16 protein-coding genes are annotated in these 21,535 nt (G+C 64.1%); 13 read left to right on the top strand and 3 right to left on the bottom strand.

The features are described from left to right. Nucleotides 1–19: 19 nt before the first annotated feature. Genes K4A76_RS15090 through trhP form a run of 3 tightly spaced genes read right to left on the bottom strand, consistent with a single transcriptional unit; the run spans nt 20 to nt 2,265 of the window. Entirely contained in the window at nt 20–457 is a 438-nt protein-coding gene (locus K4A76_RS15090) for a YqaA family protein (RefSeq protein WP_009684188.1), read from the bottom strand. Next, nucleotides 457–885 (bottom strand): DUF411 domain-containing protein, encoded by a 429-nt coding sequence (locus K4A76_RS15085; protein WP_274410603.1) that lies wholly within the window; start codon nt 883–885, stop codon nt 457–459. Before K4A76_RS15085 ends, K4A76_RS15090 begins: the two co-directional genes overlap by 1 nt. Before the next feature lie 45 nt (nt 886–930). Further along, the gene (trhP, locus tag K4A76_RS15080; protein ID WP_274410602.1) at nt 931–2,265 is read right to left on the bottom strand and encodes a prephenate-dependent tRNA uridine(34) hydroxylase TrhP; all 1,335 of its coding nucleotides are present in this window, start codon (nt 2,263–2,265) and stop codon (nt 931–933) included. A 135-nt stretch (nt 2,266–2,400) separates the two neighbouring features. On the opposite strand from trhP, the gene K4A76_RS15075 reads away from it, so the two are divergent. The 13 genes from K4A76_RS15075 to K4A76_RS15015 all read left to right on the top strand — a co-directional run bounded on the left by K4A76_RS15075 (nt 2,401) and on the right by K4A76_RS15015 (nt 21,528). Further along, nucleotides 2,401–3,465, top strand: coding sequence for an AI-2E family transporter (locus K4A76_RS15075; protein ID WP_009684185.1), 1,065 nt, complete (start codon nt 2,401–2,403; stop codon nt 3,463–3,465). Between the two features lie 92 nt (nt 3,466–3,557). Next, on the top strand, nt 3,558–4,580 hold the full coding sequence (locus K4A76_RS15070) for an AraC family transcriptional regulator (protein WP_236185863.1): 1,023 nt from the start codon (nt 3,558–3,560) through the stop codon (nt 4,578–4,580). A 67-nt stretch (nt 4,581–4,647) separates the two neighbouring features. After that, entirely contained in the window at nt 4,648–9,147 is a 4,500-nt protein-coding gene (locus K4A76_RS15065; RefSeq protein ID WP_274410601.1) for an NEL-type E3 ubiquitin ligase domain-containing protein, read from the top strand. A 98-nt stretch (nt 9,148–9,245) separates the two neighbouring features. Beyond that, nucleotides 9,246–13,739, top strand: coding sequence for an NEL-type E3 ubiquitin ligase domain-containing protein (locus K4A76_RS15060; protein ID WP_274410600.1), 4,494 nt, complete (start codon nt 9,246–9,248; stop codon nt 13,737–13,739). A 157-nt stretch (nt 13,740–13,896) separates the two neighbouring features. Further along, the gene (locus tag K4A76_RS15055) at nt 13,897–15,543 is read left to right on the top strand and encodes an AMP-binding protein (protein ID WP_274410599.1); all 1,647 of its coding nucleotides are present in this window, start codon (nt 13,897–13,899) and stop codon (nt 15,541–15,543) included. 14 nt (nt 15,544–15,557) lie between these two features. After that, the gene (locus K4A76_RS15050) at nt 15,558–16,325 is read left to right on the top strand and encodes an SDR family NAD(P)-dependent oxidoreductase (protein ID WP_054911762.1); all 768 of its coding nucleotides are present in this window, start codon (nt 15,558–15,560) and stop codon (nt 16,323–16,325) included. Between the two features lie 11 nt (nt 16,326–16,336). Then, nucleotides 16,337–17,530, top strand: coding sequence for an acetyl-CoA C-acyltransferase (locus K4A76_RS15045; RefSeq protein WP_274410598.1), 1,194 nt, complete (start codon nt 16,337–16,339; stop codon nt 17,528–17,530). Between the two features lie 8 nt (nt 17,531–17,538). Continuing rightward, nucleotides 17,539–18,666 carry an acyl-CoA dehydrogenase gene (locus K4A76_RS15040; protein WP_274410597.1) on the top strand — a complete coding sequence of 376 codons (1,128 nt, stop codon included), beginning with the start codon at nt 17,539–17,541 and terminating at the stop codon, nt 18,664–18,666. A 13-nt stretch (nt 18,667–18,679) separates the two neighbouring features. Further along, complete coding sequence (locus tag K4A76_RS15035; RefSeq protein ID WP_009684175.1) at nt 18,680–19,453, top strand: enoyl-CoA hydratase; 774 nt, start codon at nt 18,680–18,682, stop codon at nt 19,451–19,453. Nucleotides 19,454–19,735: 282 nt separating this feature from the next. After that, nucleotides 19,736–20,140 carry a TraR/DksA family transcriptional regulator gene (locus tag K4A76_RS15030; RefSeq protein WP_003250099.1) on the top strand — a complete coding sequence of 135 codons (405 nt, stop codon included), beginning with the start codon at nt 19,736–19,738 and terminating at the stop codon, nt 20,138–20,140. A gap of 177 nt (nt 20,141–20,317) precedes the next feature. Continuing rightward, nucleotides 20,318–20,512, top strand: a complete 195-nt coding sequence (locus K4A76_RS15025) for a hypothetical protein (RefSeq protein ID WP_054904896.1) — start codon at nt 20,318–20,320, stop codon at nt 20,510–20,512. 336 nt (nt 20,513–20,848) lie between these two features. After that, complete coding sequence (locus K4A76_RS15020; RefSeq protein WP_033744322.1) at nt 20,849–21,319, top strand: hypothetical protein; 471 nt, start codon at nt 20,849–20,851, stop codon at nt 21,317–21,319. Beyond that, the gene (locus tag K4A76_RS15015; RefSeq protein WP_274410596.1) at nt 21,316–21,528 is read left to right on the top strand and encodes a hypothetical protein; all 213 of its coding nucleotides are present in this window, start codon (nt 21,316–21,318) and stop codon (nt 21,526–21,528) included. The genes K4A76_RS15020 and K4A76_RS15015 overlap by 4 nt, the downstream gene beginning before the upstream one ends. Nucleotides 21,529–21,535: the final 7 nt, after the last annotated feature.

Below are 21,535 nucleotides of genomic sequence, written 5' to 3'. Positions count from 1 at the left end.
GAGGGGAGGGCGAAAGGTGTTACCGAGCGTGAAACCAGCCCAGGGTGATCATGGTGAGCACTGCATAGCGCCCTGCTTTGGCCACGCTCACCAGCAGCAGGAAGCGCCAGAACGGTTCGCGCATGATCCCGGCAATCAGCGTCAAGGGGTCGCCAATCACCGGCATCCAGCTGAGCAGCAGCGACCATTGGCCCCAGCGCTGGTAGCGCTGCTGCGCACGCGCCAACTGCGCGGTGCTGAAGGGGAACCAGCGCTTGTCGCGCAGGTGCTCGATGGCCCGGCCCAACAGCCAGTTCACCACCGAACCGAGCACGTTGCCCAAGGTGGCGACCAGCAGCAGGGTGGCCCAGGCCTCGGGCTGGCCCAGCAACAGCCCGACCAGCACGGCTTCCGATTGCAGCGGCAGCAGGGTGGCGGCGCCAAAGGCACTGAAAAACAGCGCCCACAGGCCGAGCATCAGTAGTTGGCGACCACGGTGTCCCGGCCGCCCTGGGTCACCCCGATCACCTGGTAGGCATCCTTGTGGTCGCCCATTTCCATGCCCGGTGAGCCCATCGGCATGCCCGGCACGGCCAGGCCCTTGAGGTCGTTGCGCTGGCTCAACAGGCGTACCTGTTCGGCCGGCACGTGGCCTTCGACGAACTTGCCGTCGATCACCCCGGTATGGCACGAAGCCAGGCGTGGGGCCACGCCCAGGCGCTGCTTGACCGCGCTCATGTTCGGTTCGACATGGTCGTTGACGGTGAAACCGTTATCGCGCAGGTGGCTGATCCAGGCCTTGCAGCAGCCGCAGTTGGGGTCGCGGTACACGTCGATGGTGTCGCCAGCCTGGGCCAGGCCGCTCATGGCCAGCAGGCCCAGGGTCAACAGATGTTTACGCAGCATGTCGCAACACTCCTTCAGAGCAAACCGGTCCATAGTACAGGATTCTCAGCGGGTGGCTGCTTCGGGGGCAAGGTCACGCATCAGCAACGCGTGGTCGAGGGCGACCTGTTCCGGAATCGGCAGGTAGACCACGTGGCCATCACCCGGCGCTACCTCGATGGCCTGCCGCTGACCGTTGCACAGGCGCTGCAAGTCGAAATGGTAGTTGCCGCGCGGGGTCATCAGCTCGAGGTGGTCGCCCACCCTGAAGCGGTTCTTCACCTTGACCTCGGCCAGGCCGTCGACGCGCACCCCGGTCAGCTCGCCAACGAACTGCTGGCGCTCGGACACCGAGTTGCCACGCTGGTAGTTCTGGTACTCGTCGTGCACGTGGCGGCGCAGAAAACCTTCGGTGTAGCCCCGTTGTGCCAGCGACTCCAGGTTGTCCATCAGCGCGCGGTCGAAGGGGCGCCCGGCCACTGCGTCATCGATTGCCTGGCGGTACGCCTGCACGGTGCGGGCGCAGTAGAAATGCGACTTGGTGCGGCCCTCGATCTTCAGCGAATGCACGCCCATGCCGACCAGGCGTTCCACGTGCTGGATGGCGCGCAGGTCCTTGGCATTCATGATGTAGGTACCGTGCTCATCTTCGAACGCCGGCATTTCGCTACCGGGCCGGTTGCTCTCCTGCAGCAGGAACACCTGGTCGGTAGGGGCGCCCAGGCCCAGGGTGGGCTGCACTTGGCGAACGATGTCGCCCACGGCGTTCTCGGTGGCGGGTGTGGCATCGTACTTCCAGCGGCAGGCGTTGGTGCAGGTGCCCTGGTTGGCATCACGCTTGTTAAGGTAACCCGACAACAGGCAGCGGCCGGAGTAGGCCATGCACAGGGCGCCATGCACGAACACTTCCAGCTCCATGCCCGGCACCTGTTGGCGGATTTCGCCGATTTCTTCCAGTGACAACTCGCGTGACAGGATCACCCGGCCAAGGCCCATGCCTTGCCAGAACTGCACGCTGGCCCAGTTTACCGTGTTGGCCTGTACCGACAGGTGCACCGGCATGTCCGGAAAATGCTGGCGCACCAGCATGATCAAGCCGGGGTCGGACATGATCAGCGCGTCCGGCGCCATGGCGATCACCGGTGCCAGGTCCTTGAGGAATGTCTTCAGCTTGGCGTTGTGCGGGGCGATGTTGACCACGACGTAGAAGCGCTTGCCCAGCGCGTGGGCCTGGGCAATGCCCAGTGCCAGGTTGGTGTGGTCGAACTCGTTGTTGCGCACCCGCAAGCTGTAGCGCGGCTGGCCGGCATAGACCGCGTCGGCGCCATAGGCAAAGGCATAGCGCATGGTCTTGAGGGTGCCGGCAGGGGCCAGGAGTTCGGGCTTGCTGATCAGGGTCATGGTGCGCACCGGGGCAAAGGGCGCGGATGCTAAGGCACGGGGCTGGTGCATGTTTTGATATATATCAACGGATGTAGCGGCACTTTTGGCCAAGCGGCGCGAACTAATATCGCATACGCCATTCGAGGACCTGCAATGAACGAAACTGCCCTACAGAACAAAGCCCTCGCGGTACTCCTGGCGCTGGTGACCATCGCATTCGTGTGGATCCTGCTGCCGTACTACGGCGCGATATTCTGGGCGGTTGTGCTGGCTATCCTGTTTGCCCCGCTGCAGCGCAACCTGGTGATGCGTTTTGGTCGCCGGCGCAACCTGGCAGCGATCACCACGACCATGATCTGCCTGCTGGTGGCGGTGCTGCCGGTGATCATCACCAGCCTGCTGCTGGTGCAGGAAGGCGCGACCCTGTACCAACGGATCGAAAGCGGGCAGCTGGACATTGCCGGTTACGTCGAACGGGGCAAGGACATGCTGCCGGCGTTCGCGCAAAACGGGCTGGACCACCTGGGCGTGGGCAACCTCGATGGTTTGCGCGACAAGATCACCAAGTGGGCGACCCAGGGCAGCCAGGTGCTGGCCAGCCAGGCCTTCAGCTTTGGCCAGGGTACGTTCGAGTTCCTGATCGGCTTTGGCATCATGATGTACCTGCTGTTCTTCTTCCTGCGTGAAGGCGCCGATGTGGCCCGCCGTGTGCGCCTGGCCGTGCCGCTGCCCGAGCACCAGAAACGCCGCTTGCAACTGAAGTTCAACCGGGTGGTGCGGGCCACGGTCAAGGGCAACGTGCTGGTGGCCGTGACCCAAGGTGCGTTGGGTGGCTTCATCTTCTGGGTGCTGGATATTCCCAGTGCCCTGGTCTGGGGGGTGCTGATGGCGTTGCTGTCGCTGCTGCCCGCGGTGGGCGCGGGCATTGTCTGGGCACCCGTGGCCGTCTACTTCCTGCTGACCGGGGCGATATTGCCGGGCATCATCCTGACCGCGTTCGGGGTGCTGGTGATCGGCCTGGTGGATAACCTGCTCCGGCCGATTCTGGTAGGCAAGGACACGCGCATGCCGGACTACCTGATCCTGGTATCCACATTGGGTGGGTTGACGGTGTTCGGGCTCAACGGCTTCGTTATCGGGCCGTTGATCGCGGCGCTGTTCATGTCCAGCTGGGCGATCTTCGCCGAGGCAAAGCCGCAGGTGCAATTGCCGCAGTGACGCCCGGCGATGGCAGTTGCGCGGTGTGCCCAAGGGCTGGTGTTTTCGCGCCAGCGGCCTAAGATGGCCGGTGACTGGGCCCGGAACAACCGATGAGCACGAAAGATACGATCTCCATGCAACTGGTGCGTGAGGCGCTGATGCAGACCTGCCCACCGGGCGAAGCCAATGCCGCCCTGCTGGCGCGTGCCGGCATCGATGCCAGTTGCCTCGAGCTGCCCGAGGCGCGCGTTGCCGCGCAATCCTATGCGCGCCTGTGGCGCTTGCTGGCCCGGCGCTGCAATGACGAGTTCTTTGCCATGGACCCTCGCGGGCTGCGCACTGGCAGCCTGGCGTTCATGTGCCGTGCGAGCATGGCTCAGCCAACCCTGGGGCAAGGCCTGGAAACGGCCCTGGGCTTTCTGGCACTGATGCTCGAAGACCTGCAGCCGTGCCTGGTGCGCCAACCGGGCCTGGCCGAGATCGTTATCAACGAACCGCGCGCGGAGCCGCGCCGTGCCTTCACCTACTTCACCTTCTGGATGATCGTGCATGGCGTGGCCTGCTGGCTGGCCGGGCGGCGCATCCCCATCCTGGCGATCGACCTGCGCTGCGCCGAGCCACCGTTCTGTGATGATTACCGGGTGATGTTTTCCGAAAGCCTGCAGTTCGGCCGCCCGCGTACGCGCATGATCATCCCCGCCGATTGCCTAGGCCTGGCAGTGCGGCGCAGCGAGCAGGAATTGCAGCGTTTTCTTGCCGAAGCGCCCGCCAACATCCTGGTGCGTTACCGTGACCCGTCCAGCCTGGCGCGGCGCATTCGTACCGATCTGCTGCGCCAGGCACCTGCACAATGGCCAGCGCTGGAGCACCTGGCGCAAACGCTGTGCCTGTCTGCTTCTACGCTGCGCAGGCGCCTGGCCGAAGAGGGGCAGACCTACCAGGGGCTCAAGGACAGTGTGCGGCGCGAGCTTGCCACCACCTGGCTGGTCGGCGCCGAGCCAGCCATGGGCGAAATTGCCGAACGGCTGGGTTTTGCCGATGCCAGTTCGTTCTACAAGGCCTTTCGCAAGTGGTTCGGCTGCAACCCGGGGCAATACCGCGCGGTGGTCCAGGCTCGCCACGCTGGCAACTGATTCCGTCTGCTGCACACAGCGCCAATGCGTCAGCGTCGGGGGTTTCCAGCCAAAGGAGCACCCCTTCATGCCACAGGCACCCCTGCACCCCAAGCTCGAACGCGCGACGGATGATTTCATCAGCCAGATACTGCCTGATTGGTTGAGGCGGGCCAGCGCCTCACAAATCATGGCGCTGCGCGATGCCTATAGCGCCTACCTCAAAAGCCAGGCTGAAATGTCGGCTGTACTCCGGCAGTTGCAGCCGATCGATGCGTTTGCCCGCCGCTTGCTGACCCAGGGCCTTTACCGGGAGGGCGGCGCGCTGCTGGATCTTGACCGCTTGGAATGGCGCGAGCAGCGGCGCAGGTTCAAGGTCGAGCCAGGAAAATTGCCCACGGATGAGTCCTACTTCGTGAGGGTGCCGGCGTTGCAGAGGTTGATGCAAAACTTTGCCAGCGGCGAATCCTTTTATCTAGAGACGGCACTGGTATACCCCGCAGACCCCGCTACCGACGTGCCGGAACGGGTGGCCCTCGATGATGCAGCACGGATTGTAGAGGCCTGCCGCAGTACCGATGTGGGCGCACGCTATCAGGAACACCTGGCCCGGTTGTTTACCCCTGCCTTTGAGCAAACACTGGCCACCAGCCTGCGCCGAACCCTGGCCTTGCAACTGGAGATAGCCGCCACCCGCGGGCTTCTGCCGGCAGAGGATGTACAGATAGTGCGCGATATAGTGGCAGGCCGCAGAACTGCCCTTTCAAACGGCCGCACCGTGCGCTGCGGCCCGTTGCAGGTGCTGGGTTGCACGGTGCACGGGGCACTGGTGGTTGAGGTTGCCAACGACAACCAGCGGTATGCCGGCAGTGTGCAACTGGTGCTGTCGGACGATGCCCACTCTGCCTTCCGGCACTTGGTTTCCTGGCGTGTGGTGAACTTCGAGCTGGTCGAGATGTTCAAGGATCCCGCTCGGTATGCAGCGCTGCTGGAACGCATTGCATTACATGAGCGGGCAGGGTTCGTCGCCACCCTGGCCAAGCGGCTGGCCGATGATGAACCTGATCTGGAGCCGACCTTCGCCAACCTGCCGCAGGGGCAGTTCGAAGGCCTGGCGGTACAGCAGTTGCAACGGATTCGCGAGGATGCGCGGTTCCTGGCGGTGCCCACCGCTGATGCCGATTCCAGCCAGACGCTGGCACGTGAGCACGCGTTGGCGTCGGCAGGGCTGGCACTGCTCAACCTGGCGGGGTTGTTCGTGCCGACGGTTGGGGCATTGCTGCTTGCCGACATGGTCGTGCAGACCTTGTCGGAGGTTTACGAAGGGGCCAGGCACTGGAGCCTGGGCCATCAGCATGAGGCTATCGAGCATTTGCTGGGGGTGGCGGAGAACCTGGCGGTAACGGCGGCGGTTGCCGGCGGCGCCACGGTGGTGGCGCGTGGCTTCGTACGCAGCACTTTTGTCGATGGGCTGGAGCCCGTCACCAACGATGCAGGGCAGCAACGGCTTTGGTCGAACGACCTGACGCGTTACCAGAGCGGGCGGCCGAGCGGAACGCTGCGCGAACTGGAAAATGGCCTGCTGAGCGATGGGGTTCGGCACTGGTGGTACCACGACGGTAGCTACTGGCGGGTACGGGCGCAGGGTGAGCATGGCCCTTGGCGCTTGCAGGACGTCACCGATGATACGGCCTTCGGCCCTGCCCTGGAGTGGAACGCTGAAGCCTCCTGGCAACTGGCCAGCGAACGGCCGCTGGAATGGCAAGGCGCCCAGAGGCTGCTGCAGCGCCTGTGGCCTGCATCATCATCATTGGGCTCGGCGCGGGTTGCGCAGGTGCTCAGGGTTGCCGACGTATCCGAGGAGCACTTGCGCGGTTTGCTGGTGGAGAAGCGACCGGTGCCGGTCGCGTTACGTGACACGTTGGAGCGCTTTGCTGCAGGTGAAAGAATGGAGCGTTTCTTCGCCCAGGTGGGCAGTGCGGACGATCAGTTGTGGCAATGGTGCCTGGACGCCCTTGGCCTGCAAGCGCTACCGCGGGATGAGCAGGTGGTGCAGGTTACCCGGCATGCGGAAAGCCTGCGTTCCCGGTTGTTGGACTACCTGGGCGGCCGCTATCTGGAGGCAGACGCCCAGGCCTGGCTCATACGTCGCGATTTTCCGGGCTTGCCAGACGCCTACGTGTTGGAGGTTCTGCGGCATATCTCGACCGAACAGCGGGTCATCCTGCGCACGCAGGCGCGCCTGCCGTTGGCGGTGGCGCAGCAGGCCCGCGAGCTGTTGCAAGTGGCCAGGCTGACGCGCATGCGTGAAGGGCTGTTTCTGGCTGGCAGCCACCACCCCGGCCTGGACGAGTTGGTGTTCTGCCTGTTGCGCGAGCATGCCAAGTGGCCGGCAACAGCGCAGGTGGAGCTGCGTGAGGGGTCGCTTGCGGGGCGTAGGCTGGCGCAGCTGCCTGGGCCGGAACAAACCGCCGCCAACGTGGTGATGGTCCGGCAGGAGGGCCACTACCGCCTGTATGACGTGGCCGGTACCGAGCTACAGGCCAGCGCGCAGCGGCCGCTTGAATTCTACGAAGCGCTGCTGGCCTGCCTGCCCACGGCAGACAGGCAACGCCTGGGTTGGCAGGGCGACCAGGCGCGCAGTGCACTGCGCCTGGCCCTGCAACGCTGGCTACCGCAGGGGCGTGGTGCGCTGTTGAAATTACTGGGTGTCAGCGACGTTGGCGTGCCGCCAAACCCTGTTCGGCGCCTGCCCGATGGCCGAGTCGGCTACGTGCTCAGCGGCAGGGGCACAGCGGGTAACTTCAGCCAGCGCGTGTTGCGTACCCGCATTCGAAGCCTCTATCCAGGTTTCAATGAAGAGGAAGTGGAGACCTTTCTGGAGCTGCTGCTGGAGCGGCCAGGTTCGGCGTTCTGCAATCTGTTGCTGCAGGAACAACAGTACCGCAGGTTCAGCGACGCGTTGACACGGTGGGTGGAGGGTACCCGCAACAGTGCCAGCCAGGCGGCGCGGCTATCTGCTGCAGGCGAACTGCGACGCAGCTGGCGCCTGATCGGCGAGCGGATCGTCGACCAGCACGGCGAGTCTCAGGGCATGCGCCTGAGCCTGACGGGCGTACCCTTGCGCAGCCTGCCGGAGCTGCCCGCAGGCACCGATTTCAACCATCTTGCTGAACTGATACTCAGCGACCTGGCCGTGGAGCATGTGCCGGCCAGCTTCCTGCGCTGTTTCACCCAACTGCGCTGGTTGAACATGAGTGGCAATCGCCTGAGCGAGGTGCCTGCCGACCTCAGGCACCTGTCGCACCTGACCAACCTCAGCCTGGCTGGCAACCAGATCCGCATGACGGCGGCGGGTGTTGCAACCCTCGGCAGCCTGACGCGCCTGCGTGTCCTCGATCTGAATCACAACCCCCTGGGCGCCATTGCGCTGCAGTTGGATACCTTGGGGCGCCTGCGCGAGCTGCACATGCGCGGCGCCAACTTGCAGACGGTACCTGCGCAGTTGCACCGCTGCCGGTTGCTGGAGCTCGCGGATTTGCGCGACAACCATATCGGTGCACTGCCAGAGCCGCTGCTGGAAGCGCCTGAGGCGTTGCGGCTGGCGGTGCAATTATCGGGTAACCCGCTGTCGAATGCCGTCAGGCAGCGCATGCTTGCCGCGGGGGCAGTGGAGGCTGCCGTTGACGAGCCTTTGCTGGCCATCGACACCGCACGCGAGCGTTGGCTGGCATTGGTCGCGGCGCCGCAGCGGGGTTTCAGTGAGGCCCGGTGGGATGGCGTTCAGCGTGAAGAAGGTAGCGATGCGTTCTTCCGGTTGCTGACGGAGCTGACCGACACGCGCGATTATCAGGTCATTCCCGATGACCTGGGGCGGCGTGTGTGGCGCATGCTGGAGGCGATGCAGAACGACACGGTGTTGCGCGAAGAACTGTTCAACCTGGCTGCCGACCCGCGAACCTGTGCCGACAGCGTCGCGAGCTGTTTCAGTGCCTTGGAAGTGCGCTTGTATCTGCGCCAGTCATTGCAACAGGCTGAACCCGTGGCCGCACGGCTCACCCGTTTGCGTGTGGCGAGGCAGCTGTTTCGTCTGGAACAGGTGGAGCGCCTGGCCCGAGAGGATGTGAAGGTGCGCCTGGCGCAAGGGCAGCATGTCGATGAAGTCGAGGTCAGCCTGGCGTATCGCACCGGCCTGGCTGAAGAGCTGGACCTGCCAGGGCAGCCGAGAACGATGCAGTTCGAGACCATCGCCGCCGTCAGCCGGCAGCAACTGGCTGCAGCGGCTGCAACGGTGCGTGAAGCGGAGGCTACCGAGCAGTTGCCCCGCTTCATCGCGCAACGTGATTTCTGGCAGGAGTACCTGCGGCGCGAAGAACCAGCAGCGTTCAATGCCGTGGAAGCGCCTTTCTGGGGCCGCATGGAGGGGCTGAGCGCGGAGGCGGCCAATGAAGGCGCCTACCTGCGCGATTTCGACAGGCTGGCGGAAGAGCGCAAGGCGGCGATCGAGGCGTTGTTGATGCGTTTGACCCGCGAGGCGATGGACCTGCCCACGGGGTCGGGCAGCAGGACTGAGCGCGCTTCGGGGTGACTGCCGGGCGTTGGCGGCAGGCGATCGTTTCCTGCTGCCATCGCCGCTGGGGAAGGCGGCACAGTCGGGGGTCATGATCCCCGTCAAGGAACACTGACATGCCCTCGCAACCTGTAAAACCCTGGCTCCAACACCCGGTAGAGCGCTTCATTGCCAACCGCTTGCCTGATTGGCTAAGCAAGGCCAGCCCTGTTGGCCTTGCTGCGCTGCAGTCTGCATTGGATGCGCACCTTGCCAGCCAGCGCACACTCAGCAGCGTTACCGAACACCTGCAGCCACTGATGGCATTTGCCGAGGAGCGCCTGAACGGCGCCCTGGGCCTTGCTGTACCGCTCGATCGGCTGACCTGGCGTGAAGAGCGCCGGCGCCTGCGTGTGGACCTTGGCGGCATCCGCCAGTTCGAATCGTACTTCGTCAGGGTGCCTGCGCTGGAAAAGCTGTTACAGAACTTCAAGCCCAGGGAGTCGTTCTTCGAGCAGACCGCGCTGGTACGGCCGCCCATTGCGCCCGAGCGTGAAGAACAAGCCCTGCCTGCAACTATCGACGCGGTCGTGGCCGCCTGCCGGGAAGCCGATGTCGGCAAGGCCTACCAGGGGCATCTGGCAGCGATCATGAACGCGGCCTTCGAACGCGACCTGGCCTTGGACAAGCGCCTTGAACTGGCGCTGGCTACAGAAATTGCCACCCTCAAGGGGCAGCTCAAGATCAATGAAGTGCGCATGCTGCGCCAACTGGGTCGTGGCGAGACCCCGACGAACCCCGGCAGCCATTATGTTCGGGTGGGCGGGCTGCAGGTGCTGGGTTGCCGGGTGGACGGCGCCTTGGTCATCGAATTGCTCGACTCGTGGTCGATTGCCGTCGGTGGGACAGGGAGGTTGCTGCTGCTCAAGGGGGTGCTGTTGTACCTGCCGGATGATCAGGCTCGGCCACTGCAGTACTACCCTGATTGGCCCACCGCCAACCGCGCATTGGTCGCGGCAATGGCTGCTCCCCATTACCGCAGCGCGTTTGCACGGCGGATTGCGCTCAGCGAGCGTGCCGGCTACCAGGCGTTGCTCGCCACACGCCTGCAAGACGACGAGCCTGATCTGCAACCGCGCAGGCTCTCGACGTCGACGCCCATCTTCGAGCAGATGGCCGCCTGGCACATTCAGCGCATCAAGGCCGATGCCCGATACCTGGCGGTGCCCACCGAACAGGCCGATAGCGATGCTGCGGCTGAGCGGTTGCGTGCCCTGGAGGGCGTCGGCGAGGTGTTGCTCAACCTGGCCGGGTTGTTCGTGCCGGTGGTCGGCACGCTGTTGATGGCCGACATGGCAAGGCAACTGCTGGGGCAGGTGTTCGAAAGTTTCAGTGACTGGAGCCAGGGCCATCAGCACGAGGCCTTGCAGCACATGATGCAGGTGGCCACCTCGCTGGCGGTCAACGGCGCTGTGCTTGGCGGCGCCTATGCCTTGCACAGCGCCTTTGTCGGGCAACTGCACCCGGTGACCAACGAGGCGGGCCAGGCACGCTTGTGGCACGATGACCTGGCCCCTTACCGCCAGGCGCTGCCAGCAGCGCCATTGACCACGCTGGAGAACGGTCTGTTGACCGATGGCAGCGGCCATTGGTGGCGTTGCGATGAGGCATTGTACAGCGTGCGCGAGGATCGCAACGGTACCTGGCGGTTGTTGCACCGGGAGGGTCCCGATGTTTACGGGCCAGCCTTGCAAACCAATGGCGAGCGCGCCTGGCGCCTGGTGACCGAACGGCCATTGGAGTGGCAGGGCACTGCACGTCTGCTGGCGCGATTGTGGCCGGCCGCACAGTCACTTGCCCCAGAGCGATTGACGCAGATACTGAAAGTGGCCGATGTCGACGAGGCTTTTCTGCGCGGTTTGCTGGTTGAGGAGCGGCCCCTTCCGGTTCAGCTGCGCGACACCCTCGAGCGGTTCGCGGTGGATGCCAGGATAGAGACGTTTTTCCAGCAGCTCGATACCACCGTGAACGATACCGAGCTGTTGCAGTGGTGCGTGCATGAGCTGGATATCGACGCGGATACGCTGCCTGCCCAGCTCGCGCAGATCGCGTTGCATGCGCAGAGCCTGCGCGAAGGGATGTTCGAGTACTTCTCGTGTTGCCACCTCGGAGCAGACACTTTGCAAAGCCTGCTGGCGCGCGACTATCCCGGCTTGCCGCACGCCTACACGCTCGACGTGCTGAGCCACGCCAGCGATGCCATGCGGGCGCAGATGGAAAGCACCGGCCGGGTCCCCCTGGGCTTGGCGCAACAGGCCCGTGCCTCGTTGCAACTGGCCCGCCTGACAAGGGCGCGCGAGGCGTTCTACCTGCGCTGCAGCTATCACCCCGATGCGGTCGCGCTGGCGTTTGCCCTGCTGCGTCGGCAGGGGTTTGCGCAAAGCATGCTCAACCTTGAGTTGCGGGACCGCTCAGTGTTCGGCCCTTTGCAGGAACGGTTGCTGCCCCAGGCGGGCAGCCAGCAGACGCTGGTCATGGTCTGGCGCGACGGGGCCTTTACCCTGTATGACGAACAGGGCCTGCCTGCCGAACGGGAGGTGGCAGAACCCGCTGGGCTGTTCGAGGTCCTGGCGGCGTGCCTGCCGAGCGCGTCTCGCCAGCGCCTGGGTACCACAGGAGGGTCTGCTGCCGACAGCTTGCGCCTGGCCCTGCAAGGCGCGATACCCGAGCGTTCCTCGGACCTGCTGAAGCTGCTTGGGTGGCGTGAAGCGCGGGCGCTGGGCACCTCGATGCGACGCTTGCCTGACGGGCGCCTGGGTTACCTGCTCGGCGGCGGCGCCAGCAGGCTACCTTCCGCATCGTCAATCGAGCAGATGTTGCGCAACCGCCTGCGTGGGCTTTACCCGTCGTTCAGTGATGACGATGTCGAGCGTTACCTGGGGATCATGGCGGAGATCGACGGCTCGCCCTTCGACAGCCTGTTGTTGCAGGAACAGGAATTCCGGCGCCTTAACGAAGAGCTGCAGCGCTGGATGTTCCGCGTCATGGGCCCGGCCCGGCATGCGCGCCGGCGGTTGGCCTCTGCATTGCTCCGTGCCTGGCGGCTGGAAGGTGAGCGGGTGTTCGATGCGCAAAACAACCCGGTCGGCCTGCGGCTGCACGTGGCTGACATGGCGGTAGGGGAGTTGCCGACATTGCCGCAGGGCAGCAGCTTTGGCCATGTGGCGGAACTGACGCTGAGAGGTTTGCGCGTTCCTGCGCTGCCCCCTGGTTTCCTAGGCTGCTTCCGGCACCTGCGCACGCTCGACCTGAGCGACAATGCCCTGCGTGAGCTACCCGAGGGCCTTGAAGGGATGCCCGAGCTGAACCAGCTGATACTCCGCAACAACCGCATCCGCCCCAGCGCCGGGCAAGTGGCTGCGTTGTTGCGCTGCGTCAATTTACGCCGGCTGGACCTGAACGAAAACCCGCTGGGCGCTCTGCAGCTGGATGTATCGGGGCTGTACCGGCTGCAGCGGCTGCGCTTGCGGCGTACCGGGCTGACCAGCATGCCTTCAGGCCTGCAATGGTGTGCGCGCCTGGAGTATGCCGATCTGCGCGACAACCAGATTGCCGAGCTGCCCCAGGCATTGCTCGACGCCCCGGCCGCGGTGAGGCAAGTCGTGGACGTGGAAGGCAACGCGCTGCCCACTGCGTTGCGCGAGCAACTGTATGCACCTGAAATCGTGCCCGTCCCGCTCATGCTTGGCGAAGGTGCAGAAGCGCAGGCCATGCACGCATGGCTGGGCACGCGCGCAGAGGCTGACCAGGCCCTAGGCCGCGAGCAGTGGCAGGCCTTGCGCAGTGAACCGGGCAGTGATGCATTCTTCGAACTGCTGGTGGGCATGACCCAGAGTGCCGAGTTCCGCCTTGCGCCTGAACAACTGGGCGCCAGGGTGTGGACCTTGGTCGAGGCGCTGTCGGTGGACCGCGACCTGCGCGAAGCCTTGTTCGCGCTGGCCGACGAACCACGTGCCTGCGCCGACAATCTCGCCAATTGCTTCAGCAACCTGGAGGTCCGGTACCAGGTACTGCATGCCACCCAGGGCGGTGAGCCTGTGGCTACCCGTGATGCGCGGCTGTTGCTGGCACGGCGCCTGTACCGCCTTGACAGCGTACTGGCACTGGCCAGGGCGGACATCAACAGCCGCTACGCGGATGGCCGTTGGCAGCGCGGCGATCATGCCGAAGAGGAAGTCGAGGTCAGCCTGGCCTACCGCACAGGGCTGGCTGAACGCTTGAACCTGATCGGCCAGCCACGGTACATGCTGTTCGGTGCGTTGGCCGTGGTCTCTGAAGCCGACCTGGAGCGTGCCTGCAACGCAGTGCTGGCAGGGGAGGCGAGTGAAGACATCACGCGCTACATCAGCCAGCGGGACTTCTGGATTGAGGTGTTGCGCGCCGAACACCCACAGGACTTCGCCCTGATCCAGCAGCAATTCGAGCAGGCCATGGAGGCGCTGGAAGAGCGTATGCAGCAGTTGGGCAGTGGTGCCTACGACGCCCAGGCCCGAACACTGATGCGCGACCGCCAGGAGGCGCTGGAAGCCTTGGCCCTGCGCTTGACCCGGGAACGTCTGAACAGGGCTTGACCCGTCGTAGGGTAGCGCGCGAGCGCATTGCACTGCCTGCGCACGGCCAAACCGGTCACCCAGATTGACAGCTTTGGCCATTGCCGCGGGTGACGCGCGGCGCGAACATCGTCGGACCGATGGTTAACTCCAAAAACAACAAACCAGGAGTCCGATGATGCGTGATTACGCCGAGGCTGTTCGCCTGTTCGAGCTTGGCAACACCGTAGCTGGGGCACTGCACGGCAACCTCGAAACCCTTAACGCGTGTGTCGAGTGCTGTGACCGCCATGTAGGCGGTGGCAAGGTGGCACTGCTGCATGTCGATCGCGATGGCCACACTTCCCGCTACAGCTTCGAGCAATTGCACATGCTGGCCGCCCGGTTCGCCAATGTGCTCAAGGCGCAAGGCGTGCAGGCGGGCGACAGGGTGGCGGGGCTGTTGCCACGCACCCCCGAGTTGCTGGTCAGCATCCTGGCCACCTGGCGTATCGGGGCGGTGTACCAGCCCTTGTTCACCGCCTTCGGGCCCAAGGCCATCGAGCACCGTCTTGAACAGTCACGCGCCCGTGTCGTTGTCACAGACAGCGTCAACCGGGGCAAGCTGGACGATGTGCACGCCTGCCCGACGGTCATCACGGTGAACGCCCGCAGTGGCGAACTGGATTTCCAGCAGTGCCTGGCCGGCGCCGCGCCTGAATGCGAGCCTGTGATGCGCTCGGGCGACGACCCGTTCCTGCTGATGTTCACGTCCGGTACCACCGGCCCGGCCAAGCCGCTGGAAGTACCGTTGCGCGCCATCGTCGCCTTCCAGGGCTACATGCGCGATGCCATCGATCTGCGCCGCGAAGACAACTTCTGGAACCTGGCCGACCCCGGCTGGGCCTATGGCTTGTATTACGCCGTGACCGGGCCGCTGTCCCTTGGGCATGCCACCACCTTCTACGATGGCCCGTTCAGTGTCGAAAGCTGTGTGCGGGTGATCGAAACGCTGGGCATCACCAACCTGGCCGGGTCGCCCACCGCTTACCGTTTGCTGATCGCGGCCGGCGATGCCTTCGCGGCACCGATCAAGGGCCGCCTGCGCGTTGTCAGCAGTGCCGGTGAGCCGCTGAACCCGGAAGTGATTCGCTGGTTTGCCGACGAATTGGGGGTGACCATCCACGACCACTACGGGCAGACCGAACTGGGCATGGTGCTGTGCAACCATCATGGCCTGCAGCACCCGGTGCACCCGGGCTCGGCCGGCTTCGCCGTTCCAGGCCATCGGATCGTGGTGCTGGACGAGCAGGGGCGCGAGCTGCCGGCCGGCGAGCCGGGCATTCTCGCGGTCGACCGCGAGCGGTCGCCGCTATGCTGGTTCGCTGGCTACCAGGGTTTGCCGACCAAGGCCTTCGTCGGCAAGTACTACCTGAGCGGCGATACCGTCGAGTTGAACCAGAACGGCAGCATCAGCTTCGTCGGGCGTAGTGACGATGTGATCACCACCTCTGGTTACCGTGTTGGCCCTTTCGACGTGGAAAGCGCGTTGATCGAGCACCCGGCAGTGATCGAGGCTGCGGTGATCGGCAAGCCGGATCCGGAGCGCACCGAGTTGATCAAGGCGTTCGTGGTGTTGGCCAGCGGCTATCACGGCAATGCCGAACTTGAAGAGGCATTGCGTCAGCATGTGCGTCAGCGCCTGTACGCGCACGCCTACCCCCGCGAAATCGAATTCGTCAGCGACCTGCCCAAGACCCCGAGCGGCAAGCTGCAACGCTTCATCCTGCGTAACCAGGAAGTCGCCAAACAACAAGCGCCGCAGGCAACACCTGCCAGCGCCTGAAAGGAAAACCGACCATGCAGATAGCGAACAAACACTTCATCGTCAGCGGCGCGGCATCCGGGCTGGGCGCTGCCACTGCGCAGATGCTGGTGGAGGCGGGTGCCAAGGTCATGCTGGTTGACCTCAATGCCCAGGCCGTTGAGGCCAAGGCGCGTGAACTGGGCGAGCATGCCCGTTTCGCGGTGGCTGACATCAGCGACGAGCAGGCTGCCCAGGCAGCAGTCGATGCAACCGTCAGTGCGTTCGGTAGCCTCCACGGGCTGATCAACTGCGCCGGTATCGTAGGCGCCGAGAAAGTGCTGGGCAAACAGGGGCCGCATGGCCTCGCCAGCTTCGCCAAGGTGATCAACGTCAACCTGGTCGGCAGCTTCAACCTGCTGCGCCTGGCTGCCGCCGCCATGGCTGAAGGCGTTGCCGGCGGGGATGGCGAGCGTGGCGTGATCATCAACACCGCCTCCATCGCGGCGTATGATGGCCAGATCGGCCAGGCGGCCTATGCCGCGTCCAAGGGCGCCATTGCCAGCCTGACCTTGCCGGTAGCCCGTGAACTGGCCCGCTTCGGTATCCGTGTGATGACGATCGCCCCGGGCATCTTCGAAACACCGATGATGGCCGGCATGAGCGAAGACGTACGTGCTTCCCTCGCCGCTGGGGTGCCGTTCCCGCCACGCCTGGGCCGCCCGCAGGAGTATGCCGCGCTGGCGCGGCACATCATCGAGAACAGCATGCTCAACGGTGAGGTGATCCGCCTCGACGGTGCGTTGCGCATGGCTGCCAAATAAGGAGGATGACCATGACCCTCAGCAATGACCCGATTGTGATCGTCAGCGCCGTGCGCACGCCCATGGGCGGCCTGCAAGGCGACCTCAAGAGCCTGACCGCGCCGCAACTGGGCAGTGCCGCCATCCGTGGCGCAGTCGAGCGCGCCGGCATCGATGCCGCCAGTGTCGAGCAGGTGCTGTTCGGCTGCGTCCTGCCGGCCGGCCAGGGCCAGGCCCCGGCGCGTCAGGCGGCGCTGGGTGCCGGGTTGGACAAGCACACCACCTGCACCACCCTGAACAAGATGTGCGGTTCGGGCATGCAGGCCGCGATCATGGCCCATGACCTGCTGCTGGCCGGCACCGCCGAGGTGGTGGTGGCCGGTGGTATGGAAAGCATGACCAACGCCCCCTACCTGCTGGACAAGGCCCGCGGTGGTTACCGCATGGGCCATGGCAAGATCATCGACCACATGTTCATGGATGGCCTGGAAGATGCCTACGACAAGGGCCGCCTGATGGGCACCTTTGCTGAAGACTGTGCCCAGGCCAACGGCTTCAGCCGCGAGGCCCAGGACCAGTTTGCCATTGCCTCGCTGACCCGCGCCCAGGACGCGATCAAGAGTGGCCGTTTTGCCGCCGAGATCATTCCGGTGGAGGTCACCGAGGGTAAGCAAACGCGGATCATCAAGGACGACGAACAGCCGCCAAAGGCGCGGCTGGACAAGATTGCACAGCTCAAACCGGCCTTCCGTGAAGGCGGTACGGTGACCGCGGCCAACGCCAGCTCGATCTCCGATGGGGCTGCGGCGCTGGTGCTGATGCGCCGCTCCCAAGCCTCCAAGCGAGGGCTCAAGCCTTTGGCGGTGATTCACGGGCATTCGGCCTTCGCCGATACCCCGGCCTTGTTCCCCACTGCGCCCATCGGTGCTATCGACAAGCTGCTTGTGCGCACGGGCTGGAAACTGGCCGAGGTCGACCTGTTCGAGGTCAACGAAGCCTTTGCCGTGGTCACCCTGGCGGCCATGAAACACCTCGACCTGCCCCATGACAAGGTCAACATCCACGGTGGCGCCTGTGCCCTCGGCCACCCGATCGGGGCATCCGGGGCACGCATCCTGGTGACCTTGCTGTCGGCCCTGCGCCAGAACAACCTGCGCCGGGGTATAGCGGCCATCTGCATCGGTGGTGGCGAAGCCACGGCCATGGCGGTCGAATGCCTGTACTGAGGTGAACCATGCTGGTAACTGACGAGCAACAACAGATTTGCGACGCGGTCCGTGCTTTCGCCCAGGAGCGCCTCAAGCCGTTTGCAGAGCAGTGGGACAAGGCGCACCGCTTCCCCAAGGAGGCGATCGACGAAATGGCCGAGCTGGGCCTGTTCGGCATGCTGGTGCCGGAAGCCTGGGGTGGCAGCGACACCGGCTACGTGGCCTATGCCATGGCCCTGGAGGAGATTGCTGCAGGTGATGGCGCGTGCTCGACCATCATGAGCGTACACAACTCGGTGGGCTGCGTGCCGATCCTGCACTTTGGCAGCGAGCAACAGAAAGCGCAGTTCCTGACGCCGCTGGCCAGCGGCGCGATGCTCGGTGCCTTTGCCCTGACCGAACCACAGGCGGGTTCTGACGCCAGCAGCCTGAAGACCCGCGCCCGTCTGGATGGCGACCATTACGTGCTCAGTGGCAGCAAGCAATTCATCACTTCCGGCCAGAACGCCGGGGTAGTGATCGTGTTTGCCGTAACCGACCCGGATGCCGGCAAGCGCGGCATCAGCGCCTTCATCGTGCCCACCGATTCACCCGGCTACCAGGTGGCACGGGTAGAGGACAAACTCGGCCAGCACGCTTCCGACACCTGCCAGATCGTCTTCGACAATGTGCGGGTGCCGGTGGCCAACCGGCTGGGTGCCGAGGGTGAGGGCTACAAGATCGCCCTGGCCAACCTTGAAGGTGGCCGTATCGGTATTGCTTCCCAGGCGGTGGGCATGGCCCGGGCCGCGTTTGAAGTGGCGCGTGAGTACGCCAACGAGCGGCAAAGCTTCGGCAAGGCGTTGGTCGAGCACCAGGCGGTGGCGTTCCGCCTGGCTGATATGGCGACCCAGATCGCGGTGGCCCGGCAGATGGTGTTGCACGCCGCTGCGCTACGCGATGCCGGGCGCCCAGCCCTGGTGGAAGCATCAATGGCCAAACTGTTTGCCTCGGAAATGGCCGAAAAGGTCTGTTCGCACGCCTTGCAGACCCTGGGCGGTTATGGCTATCTGAGCGACTTCCCCCTGGAGCGGATTTACCGCGACGTTCGGGTTTGCCAGATTTACGAAGGCACCAGCGACATTCAGCGCATGGTCATTGCGCGCAACCTATGAAGGAGCAGATTGCATGGCATTCGAAACCATCCTGTTGGATATCCACGGCAAGGTCGGCCTGATCACCCTCAACCGGCCGCAGGCGCTGAACGCGCTGAACGCGCAGATCGTCGGCGAAATCAACCAGGCCCTCGATCAGCTGGAGCGCGATGCCAATATTGGCTGCGTGGTGCTGACCGGCTCGGCGAAGGCGTTTGCCGCGGGTGCCGACATCAAGGAAATGGCCGAGCTGCAATACCCGCAGATCTACGTCGATGACCTGTTCAGCGATGCCGACCGTATCGCCAACCGCCGCAAACCGATCATTGCTGCGGTGTCCGGCTTTGCCCTGGGCGGCGGCTGTGAGCTGGCGATGATGTGCGATTTCATCCTCGCCGCCGACAATGCCAAATTCGGCCAACCGGAAATCAACCTTGGCGTACTGCCGGGCATGGGCGGCACGCAGCGCCTGACACGGGCGGTGGGCAAGGCCAAGGCGATGGAGCTGTGCCTGACCGGTCGCCTGATGGGCGCTGAAGAGGCGGAGCGGGCCGGGCTGGTGGCGCGGATCGTGCCGCAGGCCGACCTAGTGGAGGAGGCACTGAAAGTTGCGGCGACCATCGCCAGCAAGTCGATTCCGGTGAGCATGATGGTGAAGGAAAGCGTCAACCGGGCGTTTGAAGTTACCCTCAGCGAGGGTGTGCGGTTTGAACGCCGTGTATTCCACGCGGCTTTCGCCACCGAGGACCAGAAAGAAGGCATGGCCGCTTTCATTGCCAAGCGTGAGGCACAGTTCAACGACCGTTGATTGAAGTGTGTGACCAACTGTTCGCGCCTGGGCGGCTCCGACCCGCTCGGCGCGCAACCCATCTGGGCGCTGGCCCCAGCTGCCAGCTCGACACCGACCAGCGGATTCTGGTGCCGGAAAGCAAATTCGCAGCCTTTTGCAGTTGCTCCACGCGACGTGGCGCCTTAGACTGCCGCCCCCTGTAAAAGAGTGCCGATTGGCGCTTGAAGAATTCCGTTGCCGATGCCGAGGCGTCGGCGGCACCTGAATCGCCCAAATGCACATTTTTTCATAGAGAAATCGATGACCAAGGAACAGTTGCTGGCCATGTCGGCCGATGACTACATGAACGCCGACCAGCTCGCCTTCTTCACTGAGCTGCTGCAGGCGATGAAAGTCGAAACCCATGAACGCATCGAGCTCAGCCGCACCACCATCGAAGGCCTGGACACGCCGTCGGACCCAGCCGACGTGGCTTCGGTCGAAGAAGAGCGCAGCTGGCTGGTGAATGCCATCGACCGCGACCAGCGCCTGCTGCCTCAGCTGGAAATGGCCCTGGACCGTATTGCCGACGAAAGCTTCGGCTGGTGCGACGACAGCGGTGAGCCCATCGGCCTGAAGCGTCTGCTGATCAGCCCGACCACCAAATACTGCATCGAAGCCCAAGAGCGCCACGAGCAGCTCGACCGCCACCAGCGCCAGGTGTAACCCCTCGCGCGGTGCCGAGCCCCACGGAGCGATCCCTGGGGCTTTTTGCGTTTGTTGTCGCCCCGTTTTTGTTGCTGCAGGCGTAACACAGCTGTACCGGGCGGCGCTGTTTCATCCTTGGGCGCAGGCGTATCATGGCTATATCGTTAGGGTGCTACTTAAATTCCGGAGGGAATGATGCATAGCCGAGTCGATGTGGCCGTGATGATCGGTTCAAGTGTGCCCGCCACAATGCAGGCACTGGGCAGGCGTGTCTGCTGGGTGGTGCTGGTCAACGGTGAGCGGCGCGGTACCGCTTTTGCCACGCGCGAGGAAGCGTTGGAGTGCCAGGCTGCCTGGCAGCAACAACTGAAGAAAGGGCTCGCCGCCTGAAAATGTTGTTTGCCTCTCGACGGGTTTCAGTGTTTTCGGGCATATTTGTCCTACAGTAATGCGCACCAGGGTTTGCCTTCTTGCAGGCTCACGCCCTGGCCGTGTTTTCTGGCGAGTGATCTCAGGCATCACGTTTCCCGTGCCGGGAATGGGCCAAACGCCTTCGGTTGAAGGCGAATCTGGCAAACCAGAGTAAAGTTTCCTGCGCGCTGCATCGTCGGCGGGCACAGACATTTCGTATATCGCTTTATTACTCTTTTCGCCTATCGATAAGACAGGGCCGTGCCTCCCCGAGCTTGGGTGAGGGCGGGTTGTAACCGGTTGAGGATTACTTCATTGGCAGTCAGCACACTTGATACCCATGCGTTGTTCGCCCTCGGCGACTTGCGCGGTAAATTGGCCCAACTGTTCCAGGGCCGCTTCATTTATGTAACCGAACAGAATCCCGAAGGCCTCTACATGGCCGAAATCGACACAGAAAGTGCGTTGGTGGTAGACGATAAACAGCGCCTGGAACTGAAAGTTGGCGACCATTTCCGCGCTGCCGTATTGCCCAGCCGCGAGGGCGGCAAGTTGGAAATGCGCTTTCGGGAAATCAAGTTGAATGTCTATGGCGTGGGTGATTACGCTTTCGTTTCCGTGCCGGAAGGCGAGGGCATCGTGTTTCGCGAAGGCCAAGGGGTCATGTTGGTATTCGCCGCGCAGCAGCAGATACAGGAAGGCCTGGGCAAGTTGCTGAAGGCGGTAACCGGCAAAGTTGCCAAATGGCGCAAGGGCGAGCTGACCACCTTCAAGGCCAGTGAATGACTGCAACTGATGATGCGCCCGCCAGCCGGGCGGAGTTTCATCGGCAGCATCATGCGGCTGCCGTAGCCGAGGCGCGGCGTATGCTGGCCCGGCGCGAGGCACTGCAAGGGGCCTGGTTGAACTGGGTGGCGGCAGAGCTGTACAGGCTCGGCCCGCCCCCTTACGCCGCCATGGTGCGCCGCGAGTTGCAGCGCCTGAGCCAGGTGTGAGGCGGCA

The sequence above is a fragment of the Pseudomonas sp. NEEL19 genome, assembly GCF_028751975.1.
In the GTDB taxonomy this organism is placed as follows: Bacteria; Pseudomonadota; Gammaproteobacteria; order Pseudomonadales; family Pseudomonadaceae; genus Aquipseudomonas; species Aquipseudomonas juntendi.
This window is presented reverse-complemented; position numbering and strand designations above follow the sequence as displayed.

Excerpts from the sequence above, each read along its gene's own strand:
- K4A76_RS15090 (WP_009684188.1), bottom strand. The coding sequence starts at position 457 with ATGCTCGGCCTGTGGGCGCTGTTTTTCAGTGCCTTTGGCGCCGCCACC.
- K4A76_RS15085 (WP_274410603.1), bottom strand. The coding sequence starts at position 885 with ATGCTGCGTAAACATCTGTTGACCCTGGGCCTGCTGGCCATGAGCGGC.
- trhP (WP_274410602.1), bottom strand. The coding sequence starts at position 2,265 with ATGACCCTGATCAGCAAGCCCGAACTCCTGGCCCCTGCCGGCACCCTC.
- K4A76_RS15075 (WP_009684185.1), top strand. The coding sequence starts at position 2,401 with ATGAACGAAACTGCCCTACAGAACAAAGCCCTCGCGGTACTCCTGGCG.
- K4A76_RS15070 (WP_236185863.1), top strand. The coding sequence starts at position 3,558 with ATGAGCACGAAAGATACGATCTCCATGCAACTGGTGCGTGAGGCGCTG.
- K4A76_RS15065 (WP_274410601.1), top strand. The coding sequence starts at position 4,648 with ATGCCACAGGCACCCCTGCACCCCAAGCTCGAACGCGCGACGGATGAT.
- K4A76_RS15060 (WP_274410600.1), top strand. The coding sequence starts at position 9,246 with ATGCCCTCGCAACCTGTAAAACCCTGGCTCCAACACCCGGTAGAGCGC.
- K4A76_RS15055 (WP_274410599.1), top strand. The coding sequence starts at position 13,897 with ATGCGTGATTACGCCGAGGCTGTTCGCCTGTTCGAGCTTGGCAACACC.
- K4A76_RS15050 (WP_054911762.1), top strand. The coding sequence starts at position 15,558 with ATGCAGATAGCGAACAAACACTTCATCGTCAGCGGCGCGGCATCCGGG.
- K4A76_RS15045 (WP_274410598.1), top strand. The coding sequence starts at position 16,337 with ATGACCCTCAGCAATGACCCGATTGTGATCGTCAGCGCCGTGCGCACG.
- K4A76_RS15040 (WP_274410597.1), top strand. The coding sequence starts at position 17,539 with ATGCTGGTAACTGACGAGCAACAACAGATTTGCGACGCGGTCCGTGCT.
- K4A76_RS15035 (WP_009684175.1), top strand. The coding sequence starts at position 18,680 with ATGGCATTCGAAACCATCCTGTTGGATATCCACGGCAAGGTCGGCCTG.
- K4A76_RS15030 (WP_003250099.1), top strand. The coding sequence starts at position 19,736 with ATGACCAAGGAACAGTTGCTGGCCATGTCGGCCGATGACTACATGAAC.
- K4A76_RS15025 (WP_054904896.1), top strand. The coding sequence starts at position 20,318 with ATGCATAGCCGAGTCGATGTGGCCGTGATGATCGGTTCAAGTGTGCCC.
- K4A76_RS15015 (WP_274410596.1), top strand. The coding sequence starts at position 21,316 with ATGACTGCAACTGATGATGCGCCCGCCAGCCGGGCGGAGTTTCATCGG.